We start from the raw sequence: 19,126 nt of genomic DNA, 5'->3' as shown, positions 1-19,126 counted from the left end.
ATATCCCTCCCATGATATTCAAGATAAAAAATTCTCAAATTCTTGTTTGACTAGTTTACAAAACTCTTCCATGAATTCTAGTGAATAGTGTTGTGAGTCGCTAGTAATACTAATTTCAAATGCATTGTCTTTCTTTTCAAGAAGTACCATAAAAATTGATTTTTGATAATTATTATCCGATATCATGTTATTAATTGAATAATTAGTTCTTTTTAAAACTTTCCATGAAGTATCTGCAAAAGAGTCGCCCAAATAATTAAATAATATATCTGGGCAAGCAACCTTTGATAAAGATTTTTTCACCTTGCTATACATGAGACCATTATTTGGAACTGCTAACATTCTTCTTTCAATTTCATCACATTGAGCAACAAGATCTCTTTTTACATCAAAATTTATTGGATATTCTGAAGTAAACCACCCAACTACATCAATAACATTTTCTAAATAGTCTTTAAACATTCGTCCATGCCCTTCTAACATGACTTGAATATTATTTTTTTGAGATATCATTGCAAAACATCGTACAATTAGTGATAAAAGAAAATGCTCAACTTTTAAATTACTTTGAATCACTTTTAAATTATCTTGTGAGAATTCTAGCTTTAAATAGTTTTTTTGTATTTCTTGTGAGAATTCATAATTTTCAAAGTTATTTGATTTATGCGCCAAGGTTACTTGGTTCCAATAATTAAATTCTTCCTCATCTACAGGTAATTTGTTAATACTTTCAATTGCTTTTAATAGTCTAGATCTACTAGTATCACATTCTTGGTTACAAATATAATCATCTAAATCCTGTAAAATAATCCCCCAAGAAACAACATCTACTAACAGATGATGAATACAAATAAAAGCATAGTTAGTATCTGGAGTCTCAACATATTCGACTGCAATTAGATTGTTATCTTCTAAATTAATTTTAGAAATTATTTTTTCTGAGATTACATCAACAATTTGTTGAGATATTTGTTCTTTCAAGATTTGATTTTCAAAATAATACTTTCTGTACCCCGGTAAATTTATCTTAAAGTTGTGTTCCTCAGTAATCGACAGACGTAATGAATCATGTCTATCAATTAAGTAATTAATTCCATTTAAAAGCGTAGCAAGGGAAGTTTTAGAGATATCAACTACAATTGCTTGGCAAAAATGTGATGAATTTGGAAGATCTTTTTTAAGAAAGTCTTGCATGATCGGAGTTCCTAATGTCGTGTAGATGTTACTTTGTTTATTTTCATTATGAACATAATCCTGTAAATTGGTATTTGTAATAAAGTCTTTCAAACTCTTTGTTTTTAATAAATCCCTAACAGATGCAGAATAATTATTCTTCTTCAACTCAGATGTTACTTTCATTGCTCTTAAAGAGTCTCCACCATTATCCACAAAAGAACATTCAAGGTTTAAACTATCTCCTAATTCTTGCTTTAATATTTTGTAACATACTGTGCATAATATCGCTTCCTCTTCTTCAGCTTTTAAATTTGATTTCGCAATATTGCTAATATTTATCAATGCTTTTTTATCAGGTTTACCATTCGATGTTAAAGGAAATGATTCAATATTGATAAACTTATGGGGTATCATATACATAGGGAATGTCTCTGACATTCTTGCTTTTAAAATTTCACCGCGAATTGAATTACTTTGAATAAATGCAACTAATTCTTGTTTCTTATAATCAAAAACTACCACTACATCTCTTACTTCTTTTTGACTTAATAGATAGTTTTGAATTTCACCAAGTTCAATTCTATGCCCATGAAGTTTTATTTGTTCATCTTCTCTTCCGCGGAATATTAGATTACCTGAGCTATCCCAATTACCAATATCACCAGTTTTATAAAAAATATTTTGTAATATTTCGTCAAAAATAAATTTCTCATGTGTTAAATTGTCATTATTCCAATATCCTTGAGAAATACTTTCTCCACTAATAAGTATTTCACCCTCTTCTCCCTCTTCACAATATTTATTTCCATTCTTAATCGCTATATTTATATTACAATTAGGGATTCCAATCGGAACTTGTTTATTTTCAATATACGTTTGAAGTTCAAAGTGAGTTGCAGCTACAGTACATTCTGTTGGGCCATAAGAATTTACTATACGTTTTGTTCCAATATACTTTCTCAAACTTTTTTGATTAATAACCGTACCGCCATTTATTAATATTCTTAGTGGAGATAAATCATACATTGATACAACATGACTCGGGATAGCTGCTATCGTAACATTATTGACTTTAATAATATTATCAACTTTTTCGGGAATTAATCTATCATCTTTATCAATAAGTTGTAATGTAGCACCATTTAGTAAAGCCATAAATATTTCCCAAACCGATCCATCAAATCCTATATTTGCATACTGTAATACTGTATCCGATGGCTTAATACCTAATTCATTAATAAAATATGAATTAAGATTTAATAAATTTCTATGTGTTACCTTTACCCCTTTAGGACTGCCTGTTGTCCCTGAAGTATACATCACATAAGCTAAAGAATTTTCTGAGATTTGTTTTTCCTTAAATTGTTTTTTATCAATTCTTGAGAAAATTTCTTCAAATGAAATCTTTGAACCTTTTACATTAAAATCTCCTAATAGATCTTTTCCCGTAATCATAAGAATTGGATCAACCTCCTCCAATACTTGTTGAATCCTTGCAGTGGGAAATTCTTCATTAATGGGAACGTAGCAACCTCCTGCCTTTAGAACTGAAACAATTGCTAAAATTTGATTTACTGACCTTGACAGATGAATAACAACATTTTTATCAAAAACATCGTATTTCTGTAATAATAAATTAGCAATATTTGATGAAAGATTGTCTAGTTCAGAATATGTTAATTCTACATCATTATGGCGAACCGCTATCTTCTGAGGATAATTCCTAACAGTATCACTAAATCTTTTAATGACATTCGGATAGCCAATTTCTATTTTCTTTCCTTGATGTAAATATTTTTGTTTTATGTATTCTCTAAAATTAATAAATGATTGAAATTCATTTAGATCCATCACAAAATTTTCTGCTTCATTAAGCGTAGAAATAAACATTTTAAAGAAACATTCAATAAAATATTCATTGTATCTATTTACGTTATAATCTAACTCTATCTCAAATTTATTATCAATACTATTGACAATAAGGTTAATATCAAATTTACTAATATCATTATCAACCTGTAATGCCTTGGCTATCGTACCATTTAGATTGAGGTCATCTAAAACCATGTCATTAAAAACAAAAAAGTAGGTATACGGATTTAAATTTTTTATTTTATGATTTTGAAGTTTTTTATTCAATAATTCAAATGTTCCCTTTGTTGATTTATCCAAAAATGTTTTAGATAAATCAGAAACATTTTGCAACACATCACCAAACGTTTCGCTTTTTGATACTTTTACTCCAAAAGGAATAGAATCACTAAACATTCCTAAGGTATTATCTAATTCTAAAAATCTTCTTTGATTAATAGGGGTTCCAAAAATAACTTGACTATTATTTTCTATTTGTCTCAAAGAACATGCATAGCAAGAAGCAAAATATGAAAATAGTGTCACATTTTTTGAAGAAAGAATCTCTCTTAGTTTAGGAGATAACTCGATAGTTTGCTTTATACGACGTACTTTTTTATCATCATTTCCACTGTCTAAATTTGCTAGATTATCTAAATTAAGCGATGAAAAATACTCATACCAATAGTCATCGATTTTTTCATTAATTCTATTCTCTGAAAAATCAATATATTGATATTGTTCTTCATCATTTTCATTTACAGATTCTAAACCATTATTATAGCTTTGAGTAATTTCATTAATTAATATTTGATTACTAATTTGATCAGTTACAATGTGATGTAGATCAACAATAAACAGCCATCTATCTTTACCCAATTTATAAATTGCTGAACGAATGACTTCGCCTTGACTCAAATTAAATGGCCTAACAAAGTTATTAATTACTTCTTCGATACTAAAATTATATCCAACTAAGCTTTTTACTTCTACATCCATTTCTTTTATTACGCCTGGAATTTGAATGTATTCTCCATCTAGTAATTCAAATACTGTTCCTAATATTGAATGTTTATGTACAAGATTATTTAAAATTTTTACTAATTTGTTACAATCTAGGCTCCCATCAATAGTGTACGCCATTGTAACGTTATATGCTGTATCTTCTTGAATTGTCTGAGTTATAAACATTCTCTTTTGCATGTCTGTCATCGCATATTTTGCTTTTTTAGGTGCATGGTTCAAAGTTTTTAAAGTAGAAGTTTTTGTATCAATTTTTAATCTTTCCCCTATTTTTTTCGATACATCCTTCACAGTATCACCGTCGAAAATTTCTGAAATTGTTACTTCTACCCCAAACTCCTCCTCAATTAGTTGTAAAAGTCTCATAATTAAAATTGAATTACCACCACTAGCAAAAAAAGAACTGCTTGAATTAATTGAATTTTTATCTCTTGATAATAAGAAGGCAAAAATATTAATAACTTTTTCTTCTACTGAGTTTCTTTCTTCCAACTGAGAAGTTTTTTCAGTTATTTCTATCAAATTTTTATTATTAACAATTAAATTTCTATCTATTTTACCTGATGCTAATCTAGGGAATGATTTAATAAAATAATAAGTTGATGGTCTCATGTATAGCGGTAAAGTATTGATAAAAAAGCTATCAATTTCCTTTTTAGTTATCTCTATACTGTCTCCTTCAAATACAACAGAAATCTTTTTATTTTCATCATCACCCGTAGCAAAAGCTATTACATTAGAAATTGATTCAAGATTTAACGCAGCATTCTCGATTTCCTCTAATTCAACACGGATTCCAAGAATTTGTACCTGATTGTCTCTTCTACCATTAACTACTAACTTTCTATCAAAGTTAATCTTTCCAACATCCCCAGTATCAAAATACTTCTCGTTGTTAATATTAACAAATTTTTTATGATTTTCACCGATCTCATTATCATAGCCAGTAAAAATACTCTCTCCTTTTACAATAATACGACCAACAGTTTCTAAAGGGACTGGATTATTATTATCATCTACAATCAAAATATCCGTATTTGTGAATGGTTCCCCCTCTACGACATCATCTTTACATTTTATTTCACTCCCCGCAATATAAACAGCTGTCTCAGAAGAACCATATAAATTAATTAATTTAATACCTAATTGACCAATTGTTTTGTAAAAAACAGAGACCTTTTGCTTACTTAATTTTTCTCCAGCACACATAATCACTAAATTTAAGTGCTTACCAATCCCTTTTATTTTTCTATATAATACATTTGAAAAATTATCAATAAAAGATGGTACAAAATTTATGTAAAATATATCATAGTCAATGATAGCCTGAGTAATTAATTCAATATCTTTTTCTTCTCCGTCATTTAATATTACTAATGGAGATAGATGGAGTAAGAATCCAAAAACCTCTGTTAATGATACTCCAAAACAAAGTGGAGTTTTATGTAAAATGCGACCATCATCCAAAATATAGTGATTAAGATTTAACATTAAGTTTTTCACACTACGATAACTATTTGGAACTAACTTGGGAACTCCTGTTGAACCCGAAGTACATATTATATAACATATATCATCATCTTTACCAACTTGTTTATCTTCGATTAATTTTTCATTATCTAAAGAAAAAGAATTTATTTCATCGATAATTTGCTGGATCCTGACTCTTCCCTCACTTTCTACTTCTGAAAATGTAATTTTGGGTTTTAAAATTTTTAGTAAGTTATCTACCTTTGCATTCGGATATTCTTTTGAAATTGGGACATAAATTCCCCCTGCTAGCAATACAGAATATATTAAAATTAATGAATCAATACTTCTCCCTACTAAAAAAGCTACTTTATCTCTGTGAGAAACATTATACTTCTCTCTTAATAAAAATGCACCTATTGTTGAAAGTTGATATAGTTTTCCAATAGTGATTTTTTTATCTTTCTCAATTAAAACCACCTTATCAGGATGCTTTTTTGCTTGACTCTTAAATAAATCTAAAATACTTTTTACATTATCTAGTTCTACTCTACTTCCATGTAGTTCAACAATACCATTATTTGATATCATTTTTTATATCCTCCAAAATTTCTGTCTCTTTATTAAACTTGGCAATTTTACATACTTTATTAAAAATATTCACAATAGTTTCAGTCGCTGCCTTATCATAAAAGGATTCTAAGAATTCAAATTGAAACGTAAACTCATCTTGTTCCTCATACACAGTTAACGAAGCTCCAAATTTAGGAGTTAAATCATGAAGAGGAATCATATTTAATAACAATTCTTTTTTCTTAATTCTTTTGAAACTATCTTCTTTTGCATGATATGAATAAAAAATATTAAATAATGGATTACCTTTTGCAGTAGGTATAACATGTCCCAGTTCAACAATTTTATTGAATGGATATAACTGATGTTCCATACAACTTAAAAGATGTTCATTCTCTCTGTTTATAACATCCAGTAAACTAATATTTTTTTGTTCAAAATCATAAATTATAGGAAGTGTATTCGTAAATAACCCAATAATTGAATCAGTCTCTGGTATAGCCCTACCACTAACCGGAATTCCTATAGTTATTTGATCACAATTATGATAAATACTCATACTGATGGCAAATAACGTTTGAAAATAAGATGCCGATGTTAAATTTGGTACTGGTGTATAAATTTCATTTCTTCTAACTTTAATATTTTTTTCAAAATAGCTATTATCTTCTGTTATAACTTTTTTTATCACCTTTACTGCTTGTTCAATTTTCAACATCTCATTTTGCCAAAATATTTCTGATGGTGAAAAATCTAATTTATCAATATATGTACTATAATCCAAATAAGTTAAATTACTTCTTACAATTTTCTCTCCTAGTAAACCGGCAATAAATTCATTCCAAAAAATCTTCATTGATTGTTCATCTGATACTATATGGTGTGAATCTAAAAATATAAATTGTTCTCCCCTAAAATTAAAAATTCGCATCCTGATCGTATTACCTAATTTTAGATTAAATGGTTGGATCAAATTTTTAGAAAATTCAATTGGTGATTGAATAATTTCCCCTAAGTCTTTAAAATCTACATCGTAATCATTGACAACCTCTTGAAAGAATCCTTCTCTTTTTATTTTAAATGCAGTTCTGTACTCAACATGATTATTAATAATAGATTCAAATACTTTTCGAATTTTATCCGAACATATAGGAGTAGAGTTAGAATATAAAAATGGAACATTATAAGTTAGTCCTCCCATACTCTCACTTAAATAAAGCATCCTCACTTGTGCATTTGTCATAGGAGCAATAGATAGCTCCTGATGTGTTAGATGTTTAAAATCACTCTTAGTTGCATATTCAATCATTTGAGAAATTTCTTCAACTCGAGGGTTTTTAAAAATTGAACTTATTTTTAACAGCTTTCCTGTACACTTTTCAATTTCCCTTATCATTTTTAAAACTAAAATGGATTGTGCCCCCATATCAAAAATATTGTCGCTCATTGAAATATTATTGGCAGGTATGTTCAAGACATCTGATATAATTTCAACTACTGCTTTATCAGTTTCAGATACAGGTGGAGACATAAGAGTATTAGAAACAATTTTTGCATTTGGTAATTTAGAAATATCTAATTTTCCAGTTGTCTTTATAGGAAATTCATCGATTTGTGCGTACCTTCTAGGAACCATATAATTTGGAAGTCTTTTTTCAAGAGATTTCATTATGGCATATAAATCCAGATTATTATTTGAAATCATATAAGCAGCTAATGATGCATTTTTTTCATCCCAAATAACTTTAGACTTAGTAATTCCAGGCAAGGTAAGTAATATTTGTTCTATCTCAGATAATTCAATTCTATGTCCATTAAGTTTTACTTGCTTATCAGACCTACCTATGAATTCAATATTTCCATCAGAATTCCAACGACATAAGTCTCCAGTTTTGTAATATCGCTTACCATTCAGTTCGATAAATACTTTTGCAGAAAGATCAGGCCTATTTACATAACCTTTTGCAATTCCTTTTCCAGATACTATCAACTCCCCAATAATCCCTATACCTGTATCTTTTAACTTTTGATCAACTATCCTTACTTCATAGCCTTCAAGAGGTCTACCGATAGGAATACGTTTTTTCAAATTTGTTTGTGTGTCTAGTTGATAATATACACAACCAACAGTAGCTTCAGTCGGTCCATAGCCATTAATAATTACTACTTTATTATTCCTATTTGTTATTCTCTTATACAAACCAACATTAAATTTTTCCCCTCCCATCATTATCATAGAAGTAACATCAAAGATTTTCTCATCTAGTAGCTCTAATCTACTTGGTGTTGAAAATATTCCAATATTTCTAAATTTATGAAAATCTGGTGTTTCCCTTGTGTCCTTTGAAATAATTACAGGAATACCTTTAATTAATGGCAGATAAATTTCCTGAACAGTTATATCAAAAATAAAGTCGTTTAAAAAAAGTACATTATCACATACTTTATTAAGTAAACATAAAATACGATTATCTTGATAAAAATTTCTTAAATTTTTTCGAGAAATTTCAACTCCTTTTGGAACACCAGTAGTACCAGAAGTATATATAATATACGCTGAAGTTTCTTCATCTATTTTTAAAGGAGCGTATTCATATTCTTTATTAAAATCAATATTATTTTTATTTACTATAGCTGTTTCAAATAAGTGTGTGGCTTCACTTGTATCACTAATAATGATAGATAAATCAGAATCTTTTTCAATAAAAGAAAGCCTTTCTTCAGGATCTTCTTTAGAAAGTGGAACATAACAACCGCCTGAATAAAGTATTGCTAACATAGATATAATAATATCCGGCCCTCTATCTAAAAAAATACCTATCCTATCTCCCGCTTTGACCCCATAGTTATCAATCAAATTTTTAGCTAAGATTGTAATTCTATGAACTAGATCTCCATAAGTTATAGTCTCATTAAAAAAATATAAGCAAGCTTTATTAGGATTTTTTAGTGCAATTTTATTAATTTCTTCTAAAATATCTTTGTTGACAGTCCATTCAGGAGTAGTGGAATATTGATTAATTAAATTCTTTTCTTCATTGTTAACTAATACTAAGTCAGTAATATCAGAGTCAGTTTTTTCCATAGCTTCCTTAAGAAGATATAAATAGTGCTTCATTACATATTTAACAAATCCGGCGGAATAGCTTGAAGTGTCATATTCAATTTTTATTTTACCTGACTGTTCTCCTGGTTCAGAAAATAATAAAGAAAACTTAAATTTTGATTTACCATTTGAAATTGAAGAAAATATTAGTGTATCATTGCTAGTTCCAATTTTTATATCACTAGGCTGACTAGCGAATACAAAATCAATTGTCTGATTTGGAATAAATGTTGGGTGAGCAATTGATTCATAAAAATCTTTCTTAACTCTGTTGACAACTTCATAAAATTTACAATTTTTAATATCGACTGATATGAACAATGTCTTCACAAACACATCAATCTGATCTTGATTCTCTTCAGTCTCTCTTCCTGAAATTGGAAAAGAAAATGATATTTTATTACTTCCAGTATATTTATATAAGAGGACAGCATAGACAGACATTAAAATGATGTAAGGAGTTGTCTTCATTTGTACTGAATATTCCACAAGACTAGCCCATAATTCTTTAGAAAACTCTTCTGAATAAGTAACATCACTGATGTTTGAATTTTCTGATACAATATAATTTCCATCAATATTTACAGGGCATAATTTTGACTGTTTTTCTTCCCAATACTCAAAATCTTTATTATTACTTTCGATTTTAAAATTGGGTAAAAATAATGATGGTTTAATATCAGAACTTTCAAGATAGTATTCATTGTCTAATATCTTAGAAAAAATACTAAAGAAATTTTTCACTGCAATTCCATCAAAAAAAGCATGGTGAAAATCAAACAAGAATCGTGTAGATTCACTTGATGATTTGATTATAAAAATTCTAAAGGCTTCTCCATTACTGATATCAAACGGTTGAATTAAATCTTTTATAGAATTGATACTCTGTTCTTCTATTTCAATGACTTTATTATTATGAATATCCCTTTTTTCTCTACGAAAATCATTTTTATCAAAAACTAAATTCATTTTCAAAACTTTAAAATGATCACAAATAGAATCTACAACTTTGCGAACTTGTTCTGTAGAAATACCTCTTTGATAATTACAAATATATGGTAAATTATATCTCGTATCATTATATTTTTGATTAGCGAGGTATATTCTTTTTTGAGTTTCAGGCATCTCACTGATAGATAACTCTTTATCCGATAAATTATTTTTAAAATTAGAAATTTTCTGACTAACCATATCGCATAAATCAGAGACTCTTAAATTATAAAATATATCACTAATAGTACAATCTATTCCAAAAACCTTATTTATACGTCCTACCAACCTGATTGAATGGAGTGATGTCAATCCCTTTGATAATAGGTTATCTGTCATTTTTAAATCAACAACATTTAAAACTTCTTTTACAATTTCTATAATACTATAATTATCGTCTCCAATTTTTGCAGAACTTCTAAATGATATTTGAGGTAACTTATCTCTATCTACTTTCCCATTGATATTAGTTGGTATTTGACTAATTCTTATACAATAGTTTGGAAGCATGTAAGACATTAACTTACCAGTTAATTTTGAATCAATATAATTCTTATCTAAATTTTTTTCAGACACATAATAAACAGTTAAATAGTCAAATCCATCAATATTTTGTAATTTAGCAACTGCATTTACTACCTCTGGAATTTGGTTAAATTGATATTCAACCTCTTCAAGTTCTATTCTGTAACCATTTAATTTGACCTGATTATCGATCCTACCGATAATTCTTATTTCTCCATCTGATGATATCAAGCCACAATCCCCTGTATGGTATCCTTTTCGATCTTTCAAAAATGCATCTGACTCTAGATTTTGATAACCTAGTCCTACTCCCCTACCATATACTACAATTTCACCAACTGTACCAGCTAAACAGTTTTTATTATCTCTTTCTATTGAAATTTGATAATTTGAATAAGGTTTTCCGATAGATATAGTTTTCAAATTTGAAATTTTGTCCGTATATTTAATTCTCTTAAAACTTGAATAAATTGTACATTCTGTTGGTCCATAGCCATTAATAATATCTGCCTTTGTATATTTTCTTATCTCTTTAACTAACTTACTTGATAATTTTTCTCCAGCAAGAATTATTAAACTGACACTATTCAGATATTCTTTCTTTTCAACAGTATCAAATACATATTGAAATTTTGATGGTGTAGTTTGTAAAATATCTGTTTTAATAATTGATTCTATAATATTATTTTCGTCTGGTATCACTACAGTACCTAAATTAGTTAAAGGAACATGAATTTCATTTTGAAAAATATCAAATGAAGTTGATGTTAACGAAAGCATCGTACGGTTTTTTATATCATTTTCCCTTACAATTGTATTTTCATTATTTAGAAGTGTAAAATTGGCTAAGTTATCAAAACTAATTTTCACCCCCTTAGGATTCCCAGTCGACCCAGAAGTATAAATATATGTACAAATGCTATTTGGATCTACTTTTACATTTTTATATGTCTTGTCTATTAAATTTTTTGATTCAAGAATCTTAGTAATATCCATCATAGATAACACACATAATGGATTCAAATCACTTAGAATTTTTTTTGACCTATCATTAGGAACAGAAGGATCCAATATAAAGCACGCTGCTCCTATTAGCCAACATCCATACATAGCAATGATTAAATCAATCGATTTTTTCATGCCCAATACTATGACTTTATTTTCTAATTTTTCTCCATATTTCCATTGAATGTAGGTAGCGATTTTTTGAGATTTCTTTAACAATTCAGCATATGTTACTTTATTTTCCTTCTCCACTACTGCAATTTTCTCAGGATATTTATTAGCTAGAATTTGGAATCTATCGACTGGCAACATAATTGATTTATTATTTATAACATCTTGTTGATTCTCTTTAAAGAAGAAAGAATCAGTAATTTCACCTTCTTCTGAATTTAGTAGTATGTCTAGACATTCTTCATATAATTTAATTAAATGATTAACAAAATTACTAGAAAACTCGTTAGTACTGTAATTTAGTGTAATATCAATACTATCTTTATAAGTACTAATAACAAAGTGTAGAGGAAATTCATTTTCCTCTCTTTCATATTTTTGTTCTAAAAAATAACCTGTAGTTTTCTCAGAATAATTATTATTAACTACTAAAGAACCAAAATTATTAGTAGGAGAAACTTTTACAATGTCTGAAAATGAACAAAACTGATGAATATTATCATTTAAGCTTTCACTATTAAAAGTAACTACTGATTCTTTTATTTTACTTTCATAGTTAACATTGAAAATTACAGGAACAATATTAACAAAGTTTCCTATTTCATTATCTACACTATCTAGTCCCCAACTTCTTCCTGATGTCGCTCTTGCAAATAAGATATTCTTTGATAATGAAAGTCTAGACTGAGTAATTCCCCAAAGATATTCTAAAATATTATTAAGTGTTACATTCCAAGAACTTGACAATTGCTTCAATTTATCAAACTGAGTTCCTTTAAGATTTATGCTTTGATGTAACCATTCACTTCTTTCCGATTTTTCTGAAAACACATCAGATAAATGATAGTCACTTTCAATTTTACTAACCTTTTCATTCCAATAATCTTGGTTTTCTTTTTTGACACTATTATAAAAATCTGAATAGGCACTAAAAATATTATCAGCCAACTTAATATTTAATATTTCGTTACTATATAATTTCATAAATGATAATATTAAATTATCAAAACTTTTTCCATCAACTAATAAATGGTTAGTTGTTAAACATAAATAATAATCTGCATTATTCTTTATAATATCCATTCGAACAGCCGATTCTGTTTGAATATCAAATTTTTTTAAATGTCTTTGCTTACAAGTTTTCTTTAATTCTTCAGAATTACCGACTGTAAAAAAATTTATTTTATTTTTAATACTCTTTAATGTCACAGCAACAGGCTGTTTTACATCTTTATAGATAATTACTGTTCTCAGAGCACTGTACATATGTGTTAGCTTATCTAAGATACTTTGACATTTTTCGGTATCTAAAGGAATTTTTGATTTATATAGTCTTTGAACAGAATATTTAGGATGGTATTCATTACTTAAAATTTGAAACAGTATTCCTTCTTGAGCAGCAGTTAATTTATTAATTCTTTCAACATTATTTTTTTCCATATTTTTCCCCTACAGCTTTTAATTAAATTTATCTAGAATATTAGAAAAATCATCAAAATCAATACCTTCATCAACTTCAATTTTCACTTCATTAACTTCAGTATTTTCTAATTTTAGTGTTTCAGAAATAATTTCATCGACAATTTTCTTTAAAACTTTTTGTGAATAAAATCTTTGTTGAGCTTCAATAGAAATGGTAACATCTCCATTTAAAATCATTACATCAATTTTCATTGGATGCATATTAATAAAGTTAATTTCATTTTTTTCATATTTGAAGAAATCTTTTACATATTGAATATTATTGTCTTCTGTTATTTCTCCAAAAAAATTAAATAGAAAATGTGGCATGATAAAATTCAAGTTGTCAAATGAAAGCCCATAACCGATTCCATCGTTCGGTATTGATTTAATTTGCTGATGTATTTTAAATAACCCCTCTTCTGTGGTACTTTCTTTAGTTAATATTAAAGGGTAAAAGCTAGTAAACCAACCAACGGTGTTTTCTATCCTTAATTTCCCTGAAAAATCATGTCTTCCATGACTCTCAACTAATAATGGAACTTTTTCAATGTTTTTAATTTTTTGTAAAGCTTTCTTTAAAAGGAGTAAAATCAGATCTAAAATAGTATATTGGCTACCATCGATTATTTTCTTCAATGAAGAGATTGAAGAAATTTTTTGTGTTATATTTACAACAGGTTCGGCTACTTCGGTGATAGTAAGTTGGTTCAAATTTTTATTCAATTCAAAAAATTCCTCATTTAAATCTTTCCAATACTTAAATTCTGAAGAATTTACAAAATCTTTTTTATATGATTCTAAAAAGTAACTCCAAGATCTAAAAGAAGTCCCAACAGTTTTATGATCTTCATAATCAGAATTAATCAAAATATTTTTTCCTAATTGATCAAAATCATCAAAAATATTTTTCCAAGAAATTTCATCAATAATTAAATGATGTGCAATAAATAGAAGTAAACATTTATTAGACATTTCAAATACGACTACTTTAAATAATTGTTCATTGCTATGAAATTCTAACTTTCCATCAGTTAACAGTTTATCTAGCTCTTTCTTCCAATCCAACTCTTGATCTGACCTACGATCTATAATTTCTAAATTTGAGAAAGGGCTATTTTCAATAGTTAGAGTGCCATTCTTTAAAAAGATTGCTGTTAGCTCAGGATGAATTCTTGCTAAATTAAATAGTACCTTTTTGATTTGACCAACATTTAAATTTTCTTCAGTTTTTGACCGAATCTGATTAAAATGTCCTGGATGTTGCATTTGATATTTTTTAAATAATTTTATAATAGGAGTATCAATGACACTACCATATGGTGTAATATCATCTTCAAATTCTGAAGTATCTTCAACAATATTTTGACAAAGGTCAATAATTTTATTACTTGTCAATATTTGTTTTATTGTACAGTTAAATCCATTTTTTCGTAAAATTGATACAGCACGTATTGCCTTCATAGAGTCACCACCTAAAGAAATATAATTTTTATTCAAATCAATATCTTGTTTCCCTAGAGACAACGCTAAAGAATTATAAATAGCCTTTTGCTTTTCATCTAGTTTATCAGTGTAATTTTGTAAATATTTTAATTTACTATTCGATAACTCAAGCAATTTCTTCTTATCAAGTTTTCCATTTAATGTTATAGGAAACTTATCTAACTGATAGTACTCATGGGGCACCATATACTTAGGGAGCTTTGTTTGCAAATAATTTCTTATAGATTCTTCTTCTATTTTTTCTTTTGAAATAAAATATACTTTTAATGTGTTTACCACTTCTTTAGTATAAATAATTCTAACATCATCAATACTGTCGAATTTTTTTAAATGAAATAGGATTTCATTTAAATCAACTCTATAACCATTAATCTTTATTTGATCATCCTTTCTTCCTACATAATATATTAATCCATTTTTAACATATCCAAAATCCCCTGTTCTATAAGCTCTCCCTGTTCCGAACGGGTTATTTAAAAAGGCTTCAGCATTTTTGGCTGGGTTATTCAAATAACCTTTAGCTAAACCTACTCCTAAAATAAATATTTCTCCCTTTTTACCTTCATCACAAATCTTTAAAGTTTTGGGATCAGCTATTACTACTTGCATATTTTTAATCGGTACGCCAATTGGTATTTGAGATTCTTCACCAGATACTTTATAGTGAGTAACGTCTATACTAGCTTCAGTTGGTCCATACAGATTTACTAAGGTTCCCTTACTTAATTTGTAAAATCTAGAGGAATATTCTGGAAGCAATGGTTCACCACTTGAAAAAATCCATTTTAAATTAGATGAATCTTCAATACTATTATCTTCCAAATAATTCAAATATTCTGATAACATAGTTGGTACAAAATGGGTAACTGTAATTTTTTCCTCAATAATTTTTCGATAAATTTTTTCAGGATTTCCTTGTTCGCCATCTTCTAATAATACACATGATGCACCAGTAAAGAACCACCAGAAAAGTTCCCATACTGACACATCAAAAATATAATTTGTCTTTTGAAGTATCCTATCATTATTATTAATTGGATATTCTTCTTGCATCCATGAAATCCTGTTTATACAGCCTAAATTCGTATTCACAACTCCCTTAGGTACACCAGTAGTACCTGAAGTATATATACAGTAAAGAGGATCATCACCGTTTATAAGAGGAATACTAACTTTTGAATTTAATTCTCTTTTAAAAAAATCATCATTAGCAACTAGCGTAAAAATTGTATTGTTTAAATTAATGTCTCCATCTACAATTACTATTTTAGAATCTGTATCTTTTAATATATAATCTGTTCTTTCTTCTGGAAATTCTCGTGAAATTGGAACATACACAGCACCTACTTTAAGAATTCCTAAAATCGCAAATAACATTTTTTCTGATCTATGCATAATAACAGAAATAAAATCGCCTTTTACTACATTATTTCGTAAAAGTTCATCAGCTACTTTATCAGAATTTTTATCAATCTCATCATAACTATAATTAGAAAAATCCGTAACTAATCCTACATTGTTTGGAGATTCCATAACTTGCTTTTTAAAAATTTCAATAATACTATTTGCTCTTTTCATTTTAAAGTCTCCTCTATAAATTCTGTTATGCTATCAACAATTGGTTTAACATTGTCAAAAATAAAAAAATGATTTCCCTGAAAATTATGAATTTTAAAATTTGAATTCGTAAGCTTTTCCCAGAAACTTACTTTTTCTTCAGAAAAATTCTTATCTTCATTGCCACTAAAAGCAAGAATAGGAATGTTTATTAATTCAGAACTTGCTCTAATACTATCAAATATTTGATAGTCATTTTTAATAATTTCCCCAAAAAATTCCACAGCTTCTGGATTATTTAAAATTTCTAGAGGAATTCCTCCTAGTTTCATTATATTCTCAATAAAGTTCTTGTTAGAATAGTATTTTGAGGATCCCCTACTTTCTTTCATATCAGGTGGGTACATTCCAGAAACTATCATTCCTTGTACTCTATTTTTTGATTTATTAAAATCTTTAACAACTTCATATGTAATTAATGCACCTAAACTATGTCCAAAAATAAATAAAGTATCATTGTCACTAATATTTGATTGTATGTAATTTACACAATCTTCTCTCACTTTATCAATGTTATCCATTAATTCTTCAGTAACTCGTTTACCATGCCCAGGATAATCATAAAGAATACAATCAATATTATTATTTTTCAGTCGCTTAGAAATATCAGCATATCCCCACGAATTTCCTCCCGCATAAGGTATCATAACTAACTTAATCACATAAGCCTCCTCATTTTTCTTTGTAAATTAAAGCAATTTTTCAAACTCTTTATCTTCGTAAATAAATAATTGACAGCTAGGATTTCCACTTAAAATATTAGCTGAAATCCAATATTCCTGAATATTGACACTTATAGAATTTAAATTTAACTTAGATGTATTAACGTTAAATAAATCATCAATTAAACCAGTTCCTTTCATCTTCAAATAAGACTCCTTCAATGTCCAAATTCTTGTTGCTTCACTTTTAGCATTACAACTTTCTGAACATACTTTTTCCATTTCTTCTGTACTTAAAAACATATCTTTTATAGATAGGTCCATATTTTTAACAGTCTCTACATCAATACCAACTTTTGAATTTGATACAGCAACAACCACACATCCATTCGTATGGGAAATATTAAAATATAACTTTCTCAATCCCTGTTTTATTTTAAAGTACGGTTTTCCATAATGTGTATAAGAAAATTCTGGAATTTTCTTAATATTCAGACTATTTTTTATAATATGCTCTAGAAGTCTATAACCTATAATCGAATTAATGCAATCATTATAAGCATATTTCAGCGCTTCTTTCTGTCTATCATATGGAAGTGAATATAAAGCTTTTTCTACATTTTTGGTATTATAGTCAATATTTTTAACTACACCTAAAATAAATACACTAGCATCCAATGGTATCATAAACCTCATAATCTCCCTATCATCTAAATGTTGATTTTTATTTTCAAACATTTTACATCTTTTTTTCAATCTTTGCAAGCTTTTTCTAGTATGAAGCACCCATGTTTCTCTGATTACCCCTATTTTTTAAAAAGATAAATTGCAAGAATAAGTGCAACATTTTTACCACTTATTTGAAAGTACCTCGAAGGGTGTTCTGTAACCTAAACATTTGCGTGGTAGATGGTTGATATGAAACAGTGCTGAGAACAAGTCTTCATCACTAAAGCTTGTTAAATCAGCCTTCTTAGGGGAATATTCTCTGAGTAAACCATTGGAGGTTTCGTTATTTCCCCTTTGCCAAGAAGCATAGGTATCCTCAAAGTAAAAATCAATACCAAGATCTTCTATCAAAGGGTAACAAGAGAATTCCTTTCCATTACAGAAATTTCATCACTACTATGGTTTCGGCTGAGAGCCTGCCCCAGCCATTGTTATTCAACGAAGAATAAGTTGATAACAACAATAGGCGAGGGTACTTCTTATGATTAGTTGTTACTACGTCTTATTTACTCCCATGAGACCTCACGGGATAAGTCGTACAAAGAAAAAAAGCAACGATTTTACGCTGCTTTTTACATCATGGATATTGATTAGCTATCAAAAAAATAAAATGGTTCACCTATTTAGTTTACTAAATCAATCTTCAAAGTAATCCTCTAGAAGCAAGTTATTATTTAGAATGCATAACTTTTTAAAATGTAATCTTTCTTGAAAATATGTGTCATGACAAACCAATAGTATCGAACCTGGATAACTTAATAAGAATTTTTCTAGTGCATTAAGTGAGGTAATATCAAGAAAGTTTGTTGGTTCATCTAAAATAAGAAAATTTGAATCGCTCAGAAGGACTGATGCAAGTTGGCCTTTAACTTGCTCACCCCCAGAGAGCTTGCCAAACGGAACAAATATTTTATCAAATTTTAAATCTAGCATTGCAAGAAAGTTTATAATTAATTGTTTATTATGACTACTTGTTTCATATATATTATCAAAGAGTGTTTTATCTTGGTCTAGTGTATTTAATTCTTGACTAAAATACCCAATTTTTAAACCTTTTGAAAAATATCCATCTATTTCTTGATTTACTATACTTTTTAATAATGTAGTCTTTCCAGATTTATTTCTCCACCTGCTCCAGTTTGATAGTTGAAGTCAGGTTCATCTTGGCAAAGAGATTGAAAAGAAAAATGATAAATAAGAGTAAACGATAAGATAAAACCATTGAGCAGTTGAATTTATCCAACAAATCAATAAAAAAACT

At 28.1% G+C, this 19,126-nt stretch carries 5 protein-coding genes and 2 pseudogenes; all 7 read right to left on the bottom strand.

All coding sequences use genetic code 11. From position 1 onward, the window contains the following. Nucleotides 1-18: 18 nt before the first annotated feature. Complete coding sequence (locus ACESNQ_RS00570; RefSeq protein WP_373074214.1) at nt 19-6,111, bottom strand: non-ribosomal peptide synthetase; 6,093 nt, start codon at nt 6,109-6,111, stop codon at nt 19-21. Beyond that, a complete protein-coding gene (locus ACESNQ_RS00565) occupies nt 6,098-13,330 on the bottom strand; it encodes a non-ribosomal peptide synthetase (protein WP_373074212.1) in 7,233 nt (2,410 codons plus the stop codon). The genes ACESNQ_RS00570 and ACESNQ_RS00565 overlap by 14 nt, the downstream gene beginning before the upstream one ends. A gap of 18 nt (nt 13,331-13,348) precedes the next feature. Continuing rightward, complete coding sequence (locus tag ACESNQ_RS00560; protein ID WP_373074210.1) at nt 13,349-16,435, bottom strand: amino acid adenylation domain-containing protein; 3,087 nt, start codon at nt 16,433-16,435, stop codon at nt 13,349-13,351. After that, nucleotides 16,432-17,136, bottom strand: coding sequence for a thioesterase II family protein (locus ACESNQ_RS00555; RefSeq protein ID WP_049498449.1), 705 nt, complete (start codon nt 17,134-17,136; stop codon nt 16,432-16,434). Before ACESNQ_RS00555 ends, ACESNQ_RS00560 begins: the two co-directional genes overlap by 4 nt. A 27-nt stretch (nt 17,137-17,163) precedes the next feature. Beyond that, nucleotides 17,164-17,874, bottom strand: coding sequence for a 4'-phosphopantetheinyl transferase family protein (locus ACESNQ_RS00550; protein WP_049498450.1), 711 nt, complete (start codon nt 17,872-17,874; stop codon nt 17,164-17,166). Nucleotides 17,875-17,985: 111 nt separating this feature from the next. Further along, nucleotides 17,986-18,240: pseudogene (locus tag ACESNQ_RS00545) on the bottom strand (transposase); the annotation flags it as partial. Between the two features lie 261 nt (nt 18,241-18,501). Further along, nucleotides 18,502-18,975: pseudogene (locus ACESNQ_RS00540) on the bottom strand (ATP-binding cassette domain-containing protein); the annotation flags it as partial. Nucleotides 18,976-19,126: the final 151 nt, after the last annotated feature.

Source organism: Streptococcus infantis, from assembly GCF_964243025.1.
Classification (GTDB): Bacteria; Bacillota; Bacilli; order Lactobacillales; family Streptococcaceae; genus Streptococcus; species Streptococcus infantis_N.
The sequence above is the reverse complement of the archived record's forward strand: the minus strand, read 5'-3'. Positions and strand labels throughout refer to the sequence as shown.